This is a genomic window from Alteromonas sp. 5NW40-0090 (assembly GCF_057552975.1).
In genome coordinates this window covers 12,984-32,813 of record NZ_BAAJLT010000014.1, presented here as the reverse complement: position 1 = coordinate 32,813, position 19,830 = coordinate 12,984, and the positions used below count along the sequence as shown (strand labels likewise).

At 40.9% G+C, this 19,830-nt stretch carries 13 protein-coding genes; 12 read left to right on the top strand and 1 reads right to left on the bottom strand.

The window, feature by feature from the left end; all coding sequences use genetic code 11:
• Positions 1-140: 140 nt before the first annotated feature.
• Positions 141-1,586 carry a hypothetical protein gene (locus AC27KT_RS16850; RefSeq protein ID WP_487131896.1) on the bottom strand — a complete coding sequence of 482 codons (1,446 nt, stop codon included), beginning with the start codon at positions 1,584-1,586 and terminating at the stop codon, positions 141-143.
• Positions 1,587-1,812: 226 nt separating this feature from the next.
• Here AC27KT_RS16850 and AC27KT_RS16845 point away from each other — a divergent pair, with 226 nt between their 5' ends.
• The 12 genes from AC27KT_RS16845 (at position 1,813) to AC27KT_RS16790 (ending at position 19,815) form a co-directional block, all read left to right on the top strand.
• Positions 1,813-3,819 (top strand): glycosyltransferase family 2 protein, encoded by a 2,007-nt coding sequence (locus AC27KT_RS16845; protein WP_487131894.1) that lies wholly within the window; start codon positions 1,813-1,815, stop codon positions 3,817-3,819.
• Between the two features lie 8 nt (positions 3,820-3,827).
• Positions 3,828-6,839, top strand: a complete 3,012-nt coding sequence (locus AC27KT_RS16840; protein WP_487131892.1) for a glycosyltransferase — start codon at positions 3,828-3,830, stop codon at positions 6,837-6,839.
• A gap of 29 nt (positions 6,840-6,868) precedes the next feature.
• Positions 6,869-8,644, top strand: a complete 1,776-nt coding sequence (locus AC27KT_RS16835; RefSeq protein WP_487131890.1) for a hypothetical protein — start codon at positions 6,869-6,871, stop codon at positions 8,642-8,644.
• Positions 8,641-9,732, top strand: a complete 1,092-nt coding sequence (gene alr, locus AC27KT_RS16830; RefSeq protein WP_487131888.1) for an alanine racemase — start codon at positions 8,641-8,643, stop codon at positions 9,730-9,732. Before AC27KT_RS16835 ends, alr begins: the two co-directional genes overlap by 4 nt.
• A 21-nt stretch (positions 9,733-9,753) precedes the next feature.
• Positions 9,754-11,586 (top strand): glutamine--fructose-6-phosphate transaminase (isomerizing), encoded by a 1,833-nt coding sequence (glmS, locus tag AC27KT_RS16825; RefSeq protein WP_487131886.1) that lies wholly within the window; start codon positions 9,754-9,756, stop codon positions 11,584-11,586.
• Positions 11,587-11,652: 66 nt separating this feature from the next.
• Positions 11,653-12,993 (top strand): phosphoglucosamine mutase, encoded by a 1,341-nt coding sequence (gene glmM / locus AC27KT_RS16820; RefSeq protein WP_487131884.1) that lies wholly within the window; start codon positions 11,653-11,655, stop codon positions 12,991-12,993.
• A 12-nt stretch (positions 12,994-13,005) separates the two neighbouring features.
• Positions 13,006-13,890 carry a glucose-1-phosphate thymidylyltransferase RfbA gene (rfbA, locus tag AC27KT_RS16815; protein ID WP_487131882.1) on the top strand — a complete coding sequence of 295 codons (885 nt, stop codon included), beginning with the start codon at positions 13,006-13,008 and terminating at the stop codon, positions 13,888-13,890.
• Between the two features lie 75 nt (positions 13,891-13,965).
• On the top strand, positions 13,966-14,511 hold the full coding sequence (gene rfbC, locus AC27KT_RS16810; RefSeq protein WP_487131880.1) for a dTDP-4-dehydrorhamnose 3,5-epimerase: 546 nt from the start codon (positions 13,966-13,968) through the stop codon (positions 14,509-14,511).
• Between the two features lie 44 nt (positions 14,512-14,555).
• Positions 14,556-15,425, top strand: coding sequence for a dTDP-4-dehydrorhamnose reductase (gene rfbD / locus AC27KT_RS16805; protein ID WP_487131878.1), 870 nt, complete (start codon positions 14,556-14,558; stop codon positions 15,423-15,425).
• A 37-nt stretch (positions 15,426-15,462) separates the two neighbouring features.
• Positions 15,463-16,545: a dTDP-glucose 4,6-dehydratase gene (gene rfbB / locus AC27KT_RS16800; protein WP_487131876.1), complete on the top strand. Its 1,083-nt coding sequence runs from the start codon at positions 15,463-15,465 to the stop codon at positions 16,543-16,545.
• An 87-nt stretch (positions 16,546-16,632) separates the two neighbouring features.
• Complete coding sequence (locus tag AC27KT_RS16795; RefSeq protein ID WP_487131874.1) at positions 16,633-18,315, top strand: glycosyltransferase family 2 protein; 1,683 nt, start codon at positions 16,633-16,635, stop codon at positions 18,313-18,315.
• Between the two features lie 312 nt (positions 18,316-18,627).
• Positions 18,628-19,815 carry a nucleotide sugar dehydrogenase gene (locus AC27KT_RS16790; protein ID WP_487131872.1) on the top strand — a complete coding sequence of 396 codons (1,188 nt, stop codon included), beginning with the start codon at positions 18,628-18,630 and terminating at the stop codon, positions 19,813-19,815.
• Positions 19,816-19,830: the final 15 nt, after the last annotated feature.

Genomic DNA, 19,830 nt, shown 5'->3' with positions numbered 1-19,830 from the left:
TATATTTATAAATAATTGAAAGGTTAAAGTAGGTTTATAAGGAATATAAACCTACTTTCAAAACAAACAATAAAATTAAAAACTGTCGATACGGATTGAATATTTTAGGGATAAATAGTTGTAAAAACTTTACTGGGTCGTCATACAATATCTACTTTCAAAAGTTCTGAGCAAAAATACGTTATGGAATCTTTAAATGAATCTCTTTTTTCTCTTTCTTTTATAGGTAAGCCCATACTAGCGCCATAGAGTTTTCTAGAATTGAAACCAACCATAGTGTGAACTGCAACGTCAGTTTCATTCATTGAATTTGCCCCCCACTTACTCATCCTATGCTCCATATAAAATAAGTCATACAGGTCGGCATCATAACAATTATCGTAATCTAGCATTGAAATTTGCTCAGCAAACGCATCTATCGATAAGGCTGTTTGAGCATGTATAGCCATTATTTTCGAAAAGTGCTCAGCTTCGGCTACTTTTAGTTTCTTACCATTTCGTTGATGGAAGCCACGTAATATCTCTCCACCAAACCCTCTTGAATAGTTAGTTAAAGTATTTAAATCCTTATAAGCGTTATAAAGTGCATCTGTAGAAAACACTGTATTCAATCGATGAGGTCCGCCATTCGTTCTAAGCGCATTTCTACTTTCTGAAAAATAACCGTTTACCCTCGCATCTTGAGATGATACGTCTATCACTCTATGAGAGAAATTAAATTTTTCCGCCAAAGCTTTTGCGGCTTTTAAATCTGCTAAGTTGCTTTGACTGCCTCTCAATTGAGTAAATGTATTGAGCTTCACTCCTTTAGCAATCAGTGGCGCCAGCATGGTTCTACTGTCCATACCTCCAGTAAGGCCAAATATTTCTTCATCAAAATTCTGAGCAATGTAGTCAGAATAGCCATCTAAATAACTTATCAAAACATTACTCGCTAACTCGGTATCTTTGTGGCAAATATTACCTCGTGGCCAAAACCGTGTTAGAGCTCCATTGTCCAACCTCAAACTATGATTCGCAGGGGCAACATAAACATTTTCGAATTCTGTTTTTAAACCTGGTAAGTTTTTTACGTCCTTTTTCTTATAAGCTTCACTAGTTATAAATGCATACATGTCAAAATCTATGCTGCTACCTGTAGCTTCCGCAAGTAAATTTACGTGTGAAGATAGGGTTGGTGATGACTCTTTTGTAAAGTATCGCATTTTAGAGCTAAAGCCATCAGGATACGCGCGCCAAACGTTATTGAACTTTGCAAATACTATGTACCTACCACTAAGTTCATCCATCTCTTCAAAGAATACGCTGGACTCTTCCTCGAAACTTGCTAACTTGTCGCAAACCAATTGTGAGTCAAGGGTTTTAGAAAAAGGGTTAAAAGCGTGCCCTAGTATTACAATGTTATTATTACTCTTTGTAGAGAATGTAATAGGCAAATCTGGGTGCGCAAATAAAGACAGTTCATTAAAAAAATACTCGCGCCAGAATGGAAGCTTGCTTCTCAAACTACTAGCTAACTTCAGGCGCTCTCCAGCTTTGGCTAAATATCCAAATTTATACAGTAAAGGTATTGCTTCTGCGTTCATTAATAATCCTTACGCTACGCACTAATATCTGCGTTCATGGTGTCCAATCTAATTTCGGTAACCAGTCTATTAATCTAGACATAAACCAATGTAGGCAAATATAGCACGATAGCAGATTCATCTCATTGTCATTTGAACAATCAAACAACCGATCTTCACTTCGAGTATTACTCATTAAACTGGTATACTTCTAGCGTCAACAATTATTGCCCGAGATGGATGCTACATGGGACTTAAAACACTTAAAAGGGTGGTTAAAAACCATCCGTATTTAATAAAAAGAAAATATAAAATCGAGATTGCATTGCTACAGAACTCAGATTTATTTAGTAGCAAATATTACTTGTGGAAGCACAAAGATGTAGCTCGTGATAAGTTTTGGTCTAAAAATCCCATTCTTCATTTTCTCCTTTTCGGCGGTAGTGAGAGTCGAAAGTGTTCAAAGTGGTTTGATACCGAGTGGTACGCTGAAAACTATGAAGATGTTGCGCAAGAAAACATGAACCCTCTTGTACATTATTTGCGATATGGCCAGAAAGAAGGCCGCCGCATTTCTGGAAAAAAGTACACGGAAAGGACAAGGGATGAGCGTGAAAAGCTTAGAAACTCCACAGTAAAACATCTTTGGGGAGGCTATTCAGAAACTGCTTTACAGGAGCTTAAAGATATATATACCTCAGAAACTCAGCATGTCGAGCTGCGCTATTTTGCAGCTTGGCATGCCGCGCGCTGGTATTTTTATGTTCAGGCTTACGACACTCTTCTAAAACTAGCTGAGCTTATAATTTCTCTTGATAACAATTACATCAAAGAGAAAAATACCGTCATGATGTTCACATCCGCTTATCTGGCAATGGGAGAAAAAACGAAGGCAAGAACGCTAGCAGAGCAGTACTTGATAGCTAATAAAAACGATACAGATATGCTGCTTGTTTTAGCGAATACTTATGACAATGATGAAACAAAGTTAAAAGTAGTAAATAGCATATTTGAGAAGAGACGCTTAGCAGTTATAAATAAAATTGATGCTACCAAACCACTAAGTTTCAGTAACATACAAGCCTCTTGTCAGAACCGACATCACTCTCAAAAAGTAAGCGTTATAATGCCGACATATAATGCGGAAGACAAGATTAGTGCAGCACTTTATAGTTTGTTAAACCAAAGCTGGAAGAATATTGAGATTATCGTAGTTGATGATTGCAGTACAGATGATACCGTTCAAGTTGCATCTAAAGTGGCGGAAATAGACTCTCGAGTAAAGGTTTTTAAGCAGGAGAAAAACGGAGGCGCTTATTTAGCGAGAAATAGAGGCCTTCGAGAAGCTGAAGGCGATTTCATCACTACTCATGATTCAGATGACTGGTCGCACCCTCAAAAAATTGAAACTCAGATGGATTTGTTACTTAGGAAGGGGTCTGTCATGGGGGTATGTACCTATTGGACGAGGGCACTAGATGACCTAACGTTTACACACAATTGGAACTTAAATGAAAAGCTACTACAGTGGAACCACTCATCATTTCTGTTTCGTCGAGAAGTTTTGTCAGTGCTAGGACCATGGGATTCTGTAATTATTGGCGGGGACACAGAGTTCATTTGGAGAGTACAGGCGCACTACGGTAAAAGTGCAGTAGTGAAGTATAAGCCGAATATTCCTTTCTCATTTGCCCTCGACGACGATGCTTCACTTACTAGGGCTAAAGCTACGCACGTAAGTACAATTCACCTAGGTTTGCGAAATCTATATCGGAATGCAGCTAAATGGTGGCATGAGACATCTAGTGACCTATCTGTTCATGGGAATAATCGTCCTTTCGCTGCTCCCAAGCCTATGTTAAAGCGCGGTGATAACCAACTTTCTTGTGATGTGTTATATATCGCAGACTTCAGTCAAGAGGCTACATTTGAGGTTTTGAAAAGCTTTTTGGAAGAAGATACAAAGAAAGAAAGCTTTAAAATCGGACTATTACACTGGCCGGAGTACGGAAAAGATAAAGAAGAGCCTCTCTCCACATTTTTCGAATTCCTCAATTTACCGAGCGTGTATCCAGTAGTTTATGGAATGGAAGTAACTTGTTCCTTGACCATTACTCCATCTAAGAAGTTGTTTAAAGAAAAACTGGAAAAAGTACCATTGATTTCTACAGATCGCGTTACATATGTAGAGCCACACGAGGAAGACAACGACCTTGGCCCTCTGAAGGACTATGTGAGCCTAGTTAAACCGTGAATAAAAGCATGAGTTTCAAGAGCAAAATAAAACAGTTTGCAAGGTTTGCTCGAGAATTGACGTGTGGTTTTTTTCCAAAACTCACGTCCAAAACAAATAAAGTGATCAATGATCCCCTTTTTGTTTTACCTAAGGGGGTGTTAGCGCGTTTAGTAGCTGGATATAAGGTGTCCCGATCGCTTGTTTACGGAACTAGCCTCAACACCGAATATTATCCGAATTTCGATTCTGAATGGTATATAGAGCAATACGCTGATGTTGCGGTTAATAGTTCACCGCCTTTTTTCCATTTTGTATTTCATGGGAGAAACGAAGGAAGGCTTCCCTATGATAGCCGCCTTGATAAATACGACTCGTTGCTTTGGTTAGGTCGACCAGAGCTAATGCTAACAAAGATAAAGAATATGCTCTCGTCGTTAGATGAAGAGTTGATAGCCAGGGCGTTGTGGTATCTGGGTAGATGGTATAACTATAATGGTGACACTCAGAACTCACTTTTTTATGCAAAAGAGTTGTTTTCTGTAATCGAGAGCTTCTACGGTAAGCCGAATAAGCCTTTCTTAATATTAATTATTGATGTGTTCACCACATCAAAAGAGCTTGAGCTTGCATCGGATGCTTTAAACTTACTTGATTTTCATTATCCTCAAAGCAATGAATCACTCTTGCTGAAATCTAATATTGAATGTACTACGCGTGGCTCAAGTACAAGTGCGGTGGAATACCTCAATCAAATTTTTTTGGCTAACAGTTGCCTTCCTATTGCATTAAGCCAAATGAATTATTTGGAAGCTTGTCAGTTTTCACGTGCGCAGGTGATTGACCAGAATAGCGAAAGCTCGTCTTCTTTAGTCTCGGTAATAGTACCCGCCTACAATGCTGCTGGTGAGCTGGCGTCAACGCTAAATTCTCTCGCGAAACAAACATATCGAAACATCGAGATAATTGTTGTTAATGATGCTAGTACCGACAATACGGCGAAGGTTTTCAAACAATGGTCAAGCGCCAATACTCACCATGAAAATATTACCTTACGATACATTGAAAATGAGAAAAACGAAGGTGCGTATTTCAGTCGAAATAAAGGAATGCAGCTGGCTAGGGGGACGTTTCTTACAGTTAATGATGCAGATGATTGGGCGCACCCCCAAAAGCTGCAGTTTCAGGTCTCAGCATTCAATGACGATACAATTTATGCTTCGATTAGTTCGTGCACTCGAGTAACTAAAGGTTTTCTTTTCAAGTGCAATAACATTGAACAAAATTGGATTCAACGCAATGTTAGCTCTCTTATGATCCGTAGAGACGTGCTGCTGAATATAGGGTTTTGGGATGAAGTAAAAGCAAACGCAGATACTGAGTATTATTACAGGTTAGAAAGTAAATTAGGAAAGTTATCGATAAAGCATGTATTACCTAATGTCCCTCTATCCTTGCAATTGGTGAGGAAAAGCTCATTAACCCACTCTTCAGTCATTGGCCTTAAAACCCAGTTTGAGGGGGCTCGAAAGTGGTATATGGATGCAGCTCTCAGGTGGCACCAAAATAATGTTGAGCATCTCAAATTAGCCCCTGAACTCAAGGAACGTCCGTTTAGAGCACCTAACGAACTTATAGGCAGCACGCAAGTAAATCCTCATGATTCACTAGAAGAGATAAGACAATCCGGTTTGTGGGACGCGGCGTGGTACGTGCAGCGATACCAGGATTTACAAGAGGGGGGAGTCGACCCCTTTCAGCATTTCATATCGACGGGGCTCGCTGAGTTAAGAGACCCAGGTCCTCTTTTTTCACTTTCTTCCTACATATTAAGCTCCGCTTGCGCTCCTGAAAACGCAATAATCAATTTCGCATCATCAAGAAATGAGGCTTCTTACTATGTTGGTGAGCTTGAAGGATATAAAGCCTCCGGCGGTAAAGCGAATGTTTTGTTGGTTGGGCATCAGGCTAAACAGGCGATATTTGGCGCAGAGCGAAGCTTACTAGATTTGGCGAAGTTGTTGTCTAAATTAAAGTACAACGTTTTTGTTTTACTTCCTGAGGCATTAAATCGACAGTATATCGAGCAATTAAAAAAATTTTCATCCAAAATAATTATTGCACCCTATTCGTGGTGGTTTGAAGGAAAACAAGCTAATCCAGAAACAATCGAAATATTTCAAAATGTACTCACAGAAAATGAAATTGATGTAGTGCACGTGAATACTCTTGTCCTAGACGAGCCACTAATTGCAGCAAAAAGTTTGGGTATAAAGTCGTTGGTGCATATTAGAGAGGATTTACTGACGGACAGCGCGCTTTGTAATGCAATGATGTGTAGTCCTGCCCAAGCTATAGAAAGACTCATAGAATATGACTGCAATATACTCTGCAACTCATATTATTGCCTAACCCAAACCAAAATGTTATTGCCCAAAACTTTTACTAAAAGTATTGCCGTAATTTATAACCTTATTGAGTGTAACAATGCTGAGAACTTTCAAAGTAATAATTTGGATACTCTTTCTATAGGCCTTTTAAGCAGCAATATTGAAAAGAAGGGCGTAGGTGATTTCATGAAGTTGGCGTGTCTTTTAGAGGATACCGAAGGCTTGATATTTAAAGTGTATGGTCCTAAAACTGCTTATCTTGAAATGGCTATGGCCCAGCAACAAAAAAATTTAGAATACTGTGGTTACACAGATATACCTGGAGACGCTATAAAGTCGTTGGATGTGGTATTAAGCCTATCGCATTTTGCGGAGAGCTTTGGCAGGACAGTTGCTGAAGCGCAGTGTTTTGGCAAAGTCTCAATCGCATATAATAAAGGTGCAGTATCAGAACTTATTCGAAATGGCGAGACTGGTTTCCTAACACCACCTGGAGATATAGAAGCAGTTTCACAACATTTATTAGCATTAAAAGAAAACCCAATTTTGCGTAGGTTGATTGGTAAAAGAGCGAAGAAGTTTGCTCTTACAACTTATAGTGAAGACGCACTTTTGGCAAAAGTTTCTTCTTTTTACGAGAATTTAAAGTAAAAGTAGCAACGCTACTTTTTTGATTATTTATGCAAATTTATATCCATATAGGTCCTCCTAAAACTGGCACTTCTGCAATTCAAAATTGGTGCTCTCGCCATCAAAAAGTGTTGTTGGAAAATGCGGTTTACTATCCCTCACATACATTAGACGAAAATGGCATAAGTTCAGGTAATTTGCTCTCTCTGTTTTCAAAAGATTCTAACAACAACTTAGTATACGAAGAAGAGAAGTTGCTTAAAGAGACACAACGCGCGAAGGAGCTTGGTGCTAAGGTAATAATCTTTTCATCAGAGTTCTTTTTCAAACAGACAGAGTTTCTTGCAAACGCAATCCCAGATGCAAAATTTATTGCTTACATTCGTTTTGGTCTTGAACAGTTCGAATCATCATACAATCAGGCAGTGAAAAGGCACGGAAGAACCACTGAAATGTCAATTCCTGACTATCCTAAATCACAAACACTTCTTAAGATTCAAAGAATAATAGATAGTTTTGGTGAAAGCTCAAAAATGATACTTAGAGCTTATGGAAGCTCAGTGTTCTACAAAAAAAATATAATCACCGATTTCTTGTCTTCCATTGAAGAGGTTGATTTGAGTAATATCCCAGTGGAACAAGAAGAGCGAATTAATAGTAGTTATTCTCACGAAGGATTACAATTAAAGCGCTGGTTTAACAAATTTGAGCTAGGCAGTCTTCAAGGAGCATTGGACGCGTTTTTACAATCACAGGGTGTTGGAGCCGAGAATTACAGTTTGTTGGACGCAGAAAAGTTTGAAAATGCTAAGGAGAGTTACCTTCAGCAACTGGCTTCTTTTTGCGATAGCTATCCCGTAACCAACGGCACGGGGTTATTACGCGAATGTAGCGCTAAAAAACTCGGCAAGGTTAAAATTCAGCATATCTCTATAGATATTTTTTATGATCTAATCTCGAAATTTATTAAAAAAGATAAGAAAAACTTGAATGCTCTTATCTTATTTTTATCGGAAAATAACCCACAAAACAGAGGTGATTTTCTCAGGTTCAGTGAAATCGAAAATCTGATTGCTAAAAACACCTCATTAACTGACTTGTCTTTTTTAAGAAGTTTGCCTGCCAATATATTAAAGCGGGTGAGAAATGCCTTAAATAAAGGAAATAATAGAGAGGGGGCGCGTTTTTCTGAGCTATGGGGCGAAAATACCGTCGTTCGCGTTTTTGACATACCGTTTTCTTCAGACTTTTTTTGGTTAAAATCTGTCAAAGAAAGAGACAAGGTTTTTTGGGGATTTTACTATCATAGCGCTGATGGACGTAATTCTAAGGCCTCGAATAGCCAATCTGCTCAGCTCTTCGACGGGAACCAAATAGGGCACTTCAGTCCAGATTGTGGCGTAGCCAGCGTCAGGGAGTCACAAGAAAATATTCTTTTCTTGCAACGCCCAATAGATAGATTTTGGTTACACTTGAACTATGTTCTTGATCAGCAGACCCCAAAAGATATTCATCAGAGATTAATGGCTATCTGTGAAAAACATAAAGTAGCCTCTATGCTATCTCTAGCAAAGATAATACTTACTCGTTATCCAAACGACTACTTGTGTAATGTTTATTCTATTTATTTAAATAACGTAAAAACAACAGCAATTTCAACGTTGGTAATTAAGAAAGGAAGCGAAATAACCGTGAAAAGAGGGTGTAGACGGATAAATGAAATATCAAGCAGTCAAATTGAAGTTCTTGATGTTCCACCTAGCCTTTACGAGTTAGAGGGGCTGTTGAAAAAAGATAATGAAATTTTTGAGAAATTTGCTAAATGAGCCTAATACGTACGCAGCGAAGAACGTGGGCTGAGATCAATTTAAAGCGGATAGCGAACAACATCTCGCTAATCTTAGATACTATCAATAGTGCTTATTCTATTGCTGTGGTGAAGGCTAATGCTTATGGGCATGGAGCGGTTGAGGTGTCGAAAACTGCGATTGAGTGCGGTGTTGACATGCTTGCGGTTGCTACATTGGAAGAGGCGTTGATACTTAGAGAAAATTATGCAGACCACCCAATCCTTGTTTTAGGCGTTATAGATATCGATGATTTGTCCATTGTAGCTGAAAAAAAAATAAGCGTTACTATTCACGATTTAGATTGGCTAAAGCTCGTTGATAGGGAACTTCGATTTCCGATAAATATCCACCTTAAAATTGATACTGGCATGACTAGGTTAGGGCTCCATTCTGCAGATCAAGTTAATACAGCAGACCACATTTTATCCAAAAATAAACTGCTGAAAAAAGAAGGGCTTTATACTCATTATGCTTTCGGCGAGAGCTTACCGAGTATGAGGAATCAGCAACTGCTTTTTGAACGCTTAACGAGGGATATTAATAAATCAGCATACTCTTATGTGCATTTATCGAATAGTGCTGCGTTATCGGACAATCTTACTGTGGGCAATACAATAAGGTTAGGTATATCAATGTATGGTCTTTTGGAACCAAAGAGGTTAAGTAATTCTAGTAATATTAAACAAGCAATAAGCTTGTATACTCGGGTTACACAAGTAAAAAATGTTCCTGAAGGTACATGCGTAGGATACGATCATACTTTTACCATGAAAGAATCAGGGTATATCGCTACAATTCCTATTGGTTATGCGGATGGTTTTCTAAGGCGAAATCAAGGCCGTCACGTTATGATTGCAGGGCGTAAGTACCCAGTAGTTGGAAGAATTTGCATGGATCAATGCATGGTTTTAGTTGATTCTAGCGTTTGTCCAGGGGATCTTGTGGAAGTTATCAACGATGAGCTATCGGTTTGCCAAATGTCTGAGGAAATAGGGACGATTCCCTACGAAATCGTTTGTTTAATTTCAAGCAGAGTACCGAGAATTTATAACAGTGGAAATTAAACGTCTTTTAGAGGTTTTGAGATGTGTGGAATAGTAGGCGCAGTCGCCGAAAGAAATGTAGTTGAAATACTACTAGAAGGATTAAAAAGGCTAGAGTACAGGGGATATGACTCTGCTGGCGTTGCCTTATTAGATAAGGAGGGTAACTTAAAGCGCATTCGCAAAGTCGGTAAGGTTAAAAATTTGGCTGAAGCTGTCGAAAGTGAAACAGCTTTGGGAACCACGGGTATCGCCCATACTCGGTGGGCTACCCATGGGGGCGTCACTGAATATAACGCGCACCCACATTTCTCATCGAGTCGTGTGGCAGTAGTGCACAACGGTATTATCGAAAATTACGTTTCGCTGCGTAAGAACCTTTCTGAAAAAGGGTACACCTTTTCAAGCGATACCGACACAGAGACCATCGCGCATGTGGTTCACGAAATGCTTAACGACGGTAAGTCTTTATTAGAAGCTGTTCAGAGTGCAGTAACACACTTTACTGGGGCATACGGTACAGTAGTTATCGACAAAGAAGACCCGGATAAAATGGTAGTAGCGCGTTCAGGTAGCCCTTTAGTAATCGGTCTGGGTTTAGGTGAAAACTTCATAGCTTCCGATCAATTAGCATTGCTACCTGTAACACGCCGCTTTATCTTTTTAGAAGAAGGTGACGTAGCGGAGGTTACTCGTCGAGAAGTAACAATTTTTGATAAATCTGGTGTTCGGGTAGAACGTGAAATTATCGAATCGACGGTTGAGCATGATGCTGGTGACAAAGGCGGTTACCGACACTACATGCTTAAAGAGATTTATGAGCAGCCAGCGGTTATTCGAAATGCTCTTCAGGATAGAGTGGATAATATTCACAACATCGACGCTTTGTTTGGCGATGGTGCAGAAGAAATCTTAAAACAAGTTAAGCATGTGCAAATTATCGCATGTGGCACGAGTTATCATGCTGGAATGACTGCGCGATATTGGCTGGAAGAGCATGCAAATATTTCTTGCTCAGTAGAAATCGCCTCAGAGTTTAGATACCGAAAGTCAGCCGTTCATCAAAACAGTTTGCTTGTGACTATTTCTCAAAGTGGAGAAACAGCGGATACATTGGCAGCATTACGTTTGGCCAAAGAACTGGGTTACATGTCCGCACTAACTATCTGTAATGTGCCTGGTTCATCGTTAGTGCGTGAGTCTGATCTTGCTTTTATGACTCTTGCCGGTGCTGAGATTGGCGTTGCATCAACTAAAGCGTTTACTACCCAACTTACCGCCTTTCTAATGCTTACACTAGCGCTCGGTAAATTTAATGGCTTGTCTGATGATAAGGCACAAGCGATCACCACCGCTATTAAGACACTACCGGGTAAGATTGAAGAGGCGCTAAGTACTGCAGACGCTATTGAATCGCTGGCTGAAGAGTTCGCCGATAAGCATCATAGCTTGTTCCTAGGGCGCGGCGCTCAATATCCGATTGCTATGGAAGGCGCGCTTAAGCTCAAAGAGATTTCATATATTCACGCCGAAGCATACGCTTCAGGTGAACTTAAGCATGGACCATTAGCGTTAATAGACGACGAAATGCCTGTCATTGTCGTTGCACCAAATGATGAGTTGCTCGAAAAATTGAAGTCTAACGTGGAAGAAGTGCGTGCAAGAGGCGGCATTATGTACGTGTTTGCAGACGCTGACGCACATTTTGAAAGCGATGAAACAATGCGCGTTATTGATATTCCACATTGTGAAGATATTATTGCCCCCATTATTTACACTATTCCTTTACAGCTTCTCTCTTATTATGTAGCCCTGATTAAAGGGACTGATGTTGACCAGCCACGAAACTTAGCTAAGTCAGTTACAGTAGAATAGCACTAATGTCTTGATAATCGGCCATGACTTTTTAAGTCGTGGCCTTTCGTTTTTTAGGAAGTAAAAATGTCTCAAAAATATTTTGGCACCGACGGAATTCGCGGAAAGGTAGGCGAGTTCCCAATGACGCCCGATTTTGTAATGAAACTTGGTTGGGCTGCTGGTGTTGTCTTGGCGGCAGACGGTACAAAAGAAGTGCTAGTCGGCAAGGATACGCGCGCGAGTGGCTATATGCTGGAGTCCGCGCTAGAAGCGGGATTGTCTGCAGCTGGGGTAAATATTGCCTTGGCGGGGCCAATTCCTACACCAGCTGTGGCTTATTTAGCTTCTACTTTTAGGGCTGACGCTGGCGTAGTTATTAGCGCATCCCACAACCCATATTACGACAACGGGATTAAGTTTTTTGGTCGTAGCGGGGCTAAACTGGGTAGCGCGCAGCAGCAGGCTATTGAAGAAAAGCTCCAGTATGCGCTGGAAAATGGTATTGAATGCGTTGACTCTGAGCGTTTAGGCAAAGCTCGAAGAGTTGAAGATGCCGCTGGTCGTTATATCGAGTTTTGTAAAGGTGCCTTTTCGAGCGAGCTTAGTTTAGAAGGCCTAACAATTGTTGTCGATAGTGCCAACGGTGCTGCTTATAAAGTCGCACCTAGTGTATTTGAGGAACTGGGCGCAAAAGTAATTAATATCGCCAATACGCCGAATGGCATAAATATTAACAATGATTGCGGTGCAACTTCCCTCAACTCGTTGAGTAAAGCAGTCACGACAAATAAAGCTGATCTAGGCATAGCCGTTGATGGCGACGCCGATAGAATCATGTTTGTTGACTCTCAAGGTGAAGTGGTTGATGGAGATGAGATTCTCTTTTTAATGGCTCGTGAAGCTAAGCAAGCTGGCTATAAAGGCGGTGTTGTTGGCACACTAATGAGCAACCTAGGCCTTGAAATAGCGTTAAAAGAACTTGATATTCCGTTTGTTAGAACAAAAGTTGGGGATAGATATGTCGTCGAGAAACTTAAGGAAACTGGTTGGCGAATTGGGGGGGAAACCTCAGGGCATATTCTTAACTTAGATTATACATTTACTGGAGACGCCATTATCGCTGCGCTACAAATTTTAACCGTAGTAGTAAAAAGTGAATACTCCTTAAGTGAACTAAAAGCAGGGATGACAAAGCTTCCTCAGTGTATGGTGAACGTTCGTCATAACGATCTGAATTCAGTGCTTGATTTAGATGTAGTAAAAGATGAGGTCAGTCGCGTAGAAGAGGCTTTAGGTAAGAATGGACGACTTGTTCTTAGAAAGTCTGGAACAGAACCATTAATTCGTGTGATGATAGAAGCTAGAGATAGGGGGCTTGCTTCTGAGTTAGCCAATAGCTTGGCTGAAGTCATCAGAGAAAATTAAAAAGGAATAACTATGAAACGGAAGGGTATAATTTTAGCAGGTGGTTCTGGCACTCGATTGCACCCATTGACGAAAGTCGTGAGCAAGCAACTGATGCCGGTTTACGATAAGCCGATGATATATTATCCCCTAGCTACGCTTATGATGTCTGGGATAAGGGACATTTTAATTATCACAACACCAGAAGAGCAGAGTCGTTTCATTGAGCTTATCGGCGATGGGAGTGAACTGGGAATTAGTGTTCAATACGCAGTTCAGCCTTCACCCGATGGCTTGGCCCAAGCATTTCTTATAGGTGATAGCTTTATTGGTAATGATTGCTGCACGCTTATTCTTGGTGACAATATCTATTATGGACATGATTTAAAGCGCTCTCTGCAGAGCGCCTATAACCAAGAGCAGGGCGCTACTGTATTCGGTTACCATGTCAATGACCCAGAACGCTATGGTGTAGTTAGCTTCGATGATGACTGGAACGCGCTTTCTATTGAAGAGAAGCCTCCTGTTCCCAAATCTAACTACGCAGTTACAGGGCTCTACTACTACGACAACAGAGTTGTTGATTTCGCGAAAGAGGTAAAACCATCACCTCGTGGTGAGCTTGAGATTACCGATCTAAACAATCTTTATCTAAAAGATGGCTCTCTTAAAGTTGAGTTAATGGGACGGGGTTCAGCCTGGCTTGATACGGGCACTCTAGACTCTCTACTTGATGCAGCGAACTTTGTGGGCGCTATAGAGAAACGTCAGGGCTTAAAAGTATGTTGTCCGGAAGAAGTTGCGTTCAGAATGGGGTATATCAACGCTGAGCAGCTAGAAAAGCTGGCGGCTCCACTTAAGAAGAGTGGCTATGGTGATTACCTATTGAAAGTACTTAAAGACAGAGTAAAAGTTTAACCTATATTCAAGTTATAGAAGGTGGCATTGCCACCTTTCTTCTTATATTCATTTGCACGTTAGTACGGAAAGTAAATGCAAGTAATCAAGACAGATATCCCTGACGTTAAAATTATTGAGCCGAAAGTGTTTGGCGATGAGCGCGGCTTCTTTCTAGAAACCTTTCGTACCGATTGGTTTAAAAAAGAATGCGCAGATGTAGACTTTGTTCAAGATAACCATTCTAAATCTCGCCAAGGTATTCTTCGTGGCCTTCATTACCAGATGGAGCAAACCCAAGGTAAGTTAGTACGAGTAGTTAGCGGCGAAGTGTACGATGTAGCCGTAGATATGCGTAAAGACTCACCAACTTATGGTAAATGGGTTGGGGTAATACTTTCTGCTGAGAACAAGCGTCAGCTTTGGGTGCCTGCAGGCTTTGCGCATGGCTTTTATGTCACCAGTGAATCAGCAGAGTTTGTGTACAAGTGTACTGATTACTACCACCCAGAATCTGAAATATCGGTTAAGTATGACGACCCTACGTTGAATATCGACTGGCCTTTAGTAAATGGCGAGAAGCCGTCTTTATCAGGTAAAGATGAAGCGGGTTTGGCATTTGTGGATGCCCCTACGTTTTAATTGGTATTAGATTTTCACTGGCTTTCATTGAGTATTAGCGATTAATGAATATTGTAATTATAGGTAAGTCTGGGCAGCTAGCATTTGAGCTTTCTCGTGAACTAGAAAATAACGAACACGACGTGACGTTTTTAGGGCGTGATGATATTGATATTACGAGTAGCGATAGCATTGACGCTACGTTAGCGCCGTTATCAATTGATGTGTTGATTAATGTGTCTGCGTATACGGCTGTTGATAAGGCGGAACAAGATACAGAAACATGCAACGCCATTAACGTGCTTGCCGTTAAAAATTTGGCTGATTTCTGTAAAACTAATGGCGCCTTCATGGTGCATGTGTCTACCGACTATGTGTTCAATGGTCACAAAGGCTCGCCGTATTTAACTGACGACCCTATTGAACCGCAAGGTGCCTACGGCAAGTCGAAAGCTGAAGGCGAAAAAGCACTGTTTGAAATTCTGCCAGAGGCAAGCTGCTTAATCCGCACGGCTTGGGTGTACTCATCACACGGCAACAACTTTGTGAAAACCATGTTGCGCTTAATGGCTGAAAAACCTCAGTTAACGGTAATAGATGACCAGATTGGAACGCCAACGTGGGCTAAGGGTTTGGCCGAAGCGTGTGTCTCGGCCGCCGAAAACAAAACCGTTGGCGTTTATCACTGGACTGACGAAGGCGTCGCAAGCTGGTATGACTTTGCGTTAGCTATTCAAGAGTTAGCTGTTGAGAAAGGTTTGTTGGGTAAGGCTATTCCCATTTTACCTATTCCGTCAAGCCAGTACCCAACGCCTGCAAAACGTCCGCATTACAGCGTATTAGACAAGCAAACCGCACGCGAAGCATTTGCCTCATGTAAGCCTACGCACTGGCGTAAGCAATTAGCCAGCATGCTAGATGAATTGAAAGCGTAAGCGACAAGAACAAGATTATTTTTTTGGTAAAAAGAAAATGAGTAAAACAATTTTAGTAACAGGTGGCGCAGGTTTTATTGGCTCTGCAGTAGTTCGCCATCTTATAAACGATACCGACCATATGGTAGTCAATCTAGACAAGTTAACCTACGCAGGTAACTTAGAGTCGTTAACGTCAGTTTCAGATAGCGAGCGCTACAGCTTTGAGCAAGTTGATATTTGTGATGCTGAAGAAGTAAAGCGTGTTTTCAATACGCACCAGCCAGATATCATTATGCACTTGGCTGCAGAATCTCACGTAGACCGTTCTATCGATGGTCCGGGCGAGTTTATTCAAACCAACGTAGTGGGTACCTATTCATTACTTGAGCAAGCAAGAGCCTATTGGTCAGCACTCGAGGACGATAAAAAAGCAGGCTTTAAGTTCCATCATATTTCTACTGATGAAGTATACGGCGACCTTCCTCACCCTGATGAATTTGAGCCAGGAACAGCGCTTCCATTGTTTACTGAAACAACACCTTATGCACCTAGTTCGCCGTACTCGGCAAGTAAAGCGAGTTCCGACCAGTTAGTGCGTTCGTGGCTTCGAACGTACAAGCTACCCACACTAGTCACAAACTGTTCGAATAACTACGGCCCGTATCACTTCCCAGAGAAGCTGATTCCGTTGGTTATTCTAAATGCGCTTGCTGGTAAGCCGTTGCCTGTGTATGGCAAGGGGAACCAAATTCGTGACTGGTTGTATGTTGAGGACCATGCACGTGCATTGGTCGTAGTTGCCCTAAACGGTGAGATAGGTGAGACCTATAATATTGGCGGGCATAACGAAAAGCCGAACATAGAAGTGGTGCAAACCATTTGCTCAATTTTGGATGAAGTAAAGCCAAAAGATAGCAAATACGCTGAGCAAATTACTTACGTACAAGACCGCCCAGGCCACGACATGCGCTATGCCATTGATGCCAGTAAAATTGAGCGTGAGCTCGGCTGGAAGCCACAGGAAACGTTCGAAAGCGGTATTCGTAAAACCGTAGAGTGGTATTTAGCAAACGAAGGCTGGTGGAAAGCGGTATTAGATGGCAGCTATCAAGGTGAACGCTTGGGTACGGCTAGTTAATACCCATACACGTTTACAAGTGTTAAACTAGAAAGCCGCTTTTATATAAAGCGGCTTTCTTAATTTAAAAGGCTCTACACTGTTTACATGAAAAAGCTAGTTATGCGTTCTGTGCGCGCAGCCCTCCAACTTATTCCTAAAAACTTGAAAGACAAGTTAAAACAAAACGAACGTTTAACCGGTTTGTATGTGAGGTCGGTAAGAAAGTCTGGTTTATTTTTCGATGCTCCAACGCCCAAACAAACTCAGGCTTTATACAATCATTGGCTTGATGTAAATGAATCTGCTTTCTCGAATTCAACAGCTAAAATAAGTGGATGGCAAGCAGTGATATTCGGTAGTGACCCCCACGGCGTGACTGAAAAAAATACTAAGGAACTCGGTGCGCAAGCTTGCTTGATAACAGGCGAAATGGATACAGGTGTATTGAACGAGCAAATTTCACTAATGAATGACCAGTTGCCTACACTATTGCTAAATGGTGGTGACCTTGTGGAAAACTCCGCTATCCGTCACTTATTTGAAGCACTAAAAGATAACGACTTAGCTTACTGTGATACTGATGAACTGAATGACAATCGGGTTAAATCATCACCAAGGTTCCTACCAAGTTGGAACCCTGATCTTCAATACTCTACGGCCTATATCAATAGTGGTGTAATGCTTAAAACTGCGTTGCTGAAGTCGCTACAAATTTCAAAGCAAACGTCAATCGCCGAGCTAATTACAGCGCTCTCCTTAACCAAAAAGGACTTGTCGATTAATCATTTGCCGTTGCCGTTGGTGCATCTTTCATTAATAAAAGAGAACGGGCTTACTACGCTTAAACGCGTAAAAAAAATGATAGAAGAGCACACTAGTGCTGTAGTCGACTTAGATGAAAAGTTTAACGTTAATCGACTTTGCTGGCCCAATAAAAATCCATTTGTCAGCTTAATCATTCCAACGAAAAATGGGAAAGCATTGGTTAAAGCGTGCATCGAATCGATTTTAGAAAAAACAACCTACCAAAATTACGAGATACTGCTCATTGATAACGGCTCTGACGAGCAAGAAAGTATTGAGTATTTTAGCTATTTGGATACGCTGGAAAAAGTGAAGGTTCTTAAGTATCCGGCACCTTTTAATTATTCAGCGATCAATAACTTCGGCGTTAAGCATGCTAAAGGTTCCATTCTTGGGCTAATCAACAATGATATTGAGGTTATATCGCCGGAATGGCTGACATATATGGTTGGTCATGCAGAGCGCGAAGACGTTGGCTGTGTTGGTGCAAAGTTGCTTTATTCTGATACAAGGATACAACACGCTGGTGTGGTTTTAGGCTATGGCGGTGGCGCAGGACACGCGCATAAAAACTTTCCTCGCTTTCATACTGGGTACTTAAAGAGAATTATTGCAACAAATAACTACAGTTCGGTCACGGCAGCTTGTTTATTAGTGAAACGCACACATTTTGATGCCGTAAACGGTTTAAATGAAAAGGACCTTGCAGTGGCCTTTAACGATGTTGACTTTTGCCTTAAGGTTAAAGGCTTAGGTGTTAATAATGTTTACTGCGCAGAAGCAGAACTCTTCCATCATGAATCAGTTAGCAGAGGGTTAGACATTTCCCCTGAAAAAGCAGCACGTTTTAATCGGGAGTTAGCGTATTTGCAAACTACATGGAGTACGTTTATTAAAGACGATCCTGCTTACAATCCAAATTTAACGCTAAAGCGCGAGAACTTTTCAATTAAGAGTGCCGTTGAATTGAAGAGAGTGTCCTGAAGCCATAATTGATACACTTCAGCTAAATAAGCGGACCTCTTTTCTTACAAGTTCGCTGTTTTTTGTTTTCGAACACAGAATTCTAGGTGGTGTGATTGTTGCTTCAGTAAATGTAACGCAACAGAGCACTAAAGATTCATATAGGACGTCTTTGTTTTGAGTCGAAATGCACAAGGTCACGAGGAATATATCAATTTAAGCACTTTTATGATGCATTGTTCATGAGATTTTCAAAAAACTCTGGCAATATAGCGCAAGTATTTTAGTAATTGTTTCTATCGTTGATAGTTAATAAGGTTGGAGAAGTTATAAATGGATAGTACGCTAGCAAAGTACAAAATAGCAGTAGCTGGTACGGGTTACGTAGGTTTGTCAAATGCAGTGCTACTTGCACAACACAATGAAGTGAAAGCAGTTGACTTGGTCCCTGAAAAAGTCGAAATGCTGAACAATAAAAAGTCTCCGATTGAAGACAAAGAGATTTCAGAATACTTAACGACAAAAGAGTTAAACCTTGTAGCAACGCTTGATGCGCAAGAAGCGTATAAAGATGCTGATTATGTGGTTATCGCTACGCCTACTGACTACGACCCACAAACCAACTACTTCAATACGGGTAGTGTAGAAGCGGTTATTAAAACAGTAATGGAAATTAACCCTGATGCCGTGATGATAGTAAAGTCTACAGTACCGGTTGGCTTTACTAGAGATGCAAAAGCGCGCTTTGGTTCTGACAACATTATCTTTTCTCCTGAGTTTTTGCGTGAAGGCAAGGCGCTTTACGACAATCTTTACCCTAGCCGTATCATTGTTGGTGAGCGAACTGAGCGAGCTGAGATATTTGCTAAACTGCTTCAGCAAGGTGCAATTAAAGAAGAAATTGATGTGCTATTTACTGATAGTACGGAAGCGGAAGCCATTAAGCTTTTCGCTAACACCTATTTAGCGATGCGTGTTGCTTACTTCAATGAACTTGATAGCTATGCAGAGAGCCATGGATTAGATTCAAAACAAATCATCGAAGGCGTTAGCTTAGATCCTCGCATTGGTAACCACTATAACAACCCAAGCTTTGGTTACGGTGGTTACTGCTTACCAAAAGACACTAAGCAATTACTTGCGAACTATAGTGACGTTCCAAATAACATGATTCAGGCTATTGTTGATGCAAACCGCACGCGCAAGGATTTCATTGCTGATTCAATTGTAAGCCGTAAGCCTAAAATTGTGGGCATCTATCGCCTTATCATGAAGTCGGGTTCGGACAACTTCCGCGCAAGTGCAATTCAAGGCATCATGAAGCGAATTAAAGCGAAAGGTATTGAGGTGGTAGTTTATGAGCCTGTACTTAAAGAAGAAGACTTCTTTAACTCGCGCGTAGTGAACGATTTGGTTGAGTTTAAGAAAATCTCTGACGTTATAGTCGCTAACCGCGTAACAGGCGATATCGAGGACGTACTTGATAAAGTATACAGCCGCGATTTGTTCAACGCTGATTAATTTAAGATTTGTGGG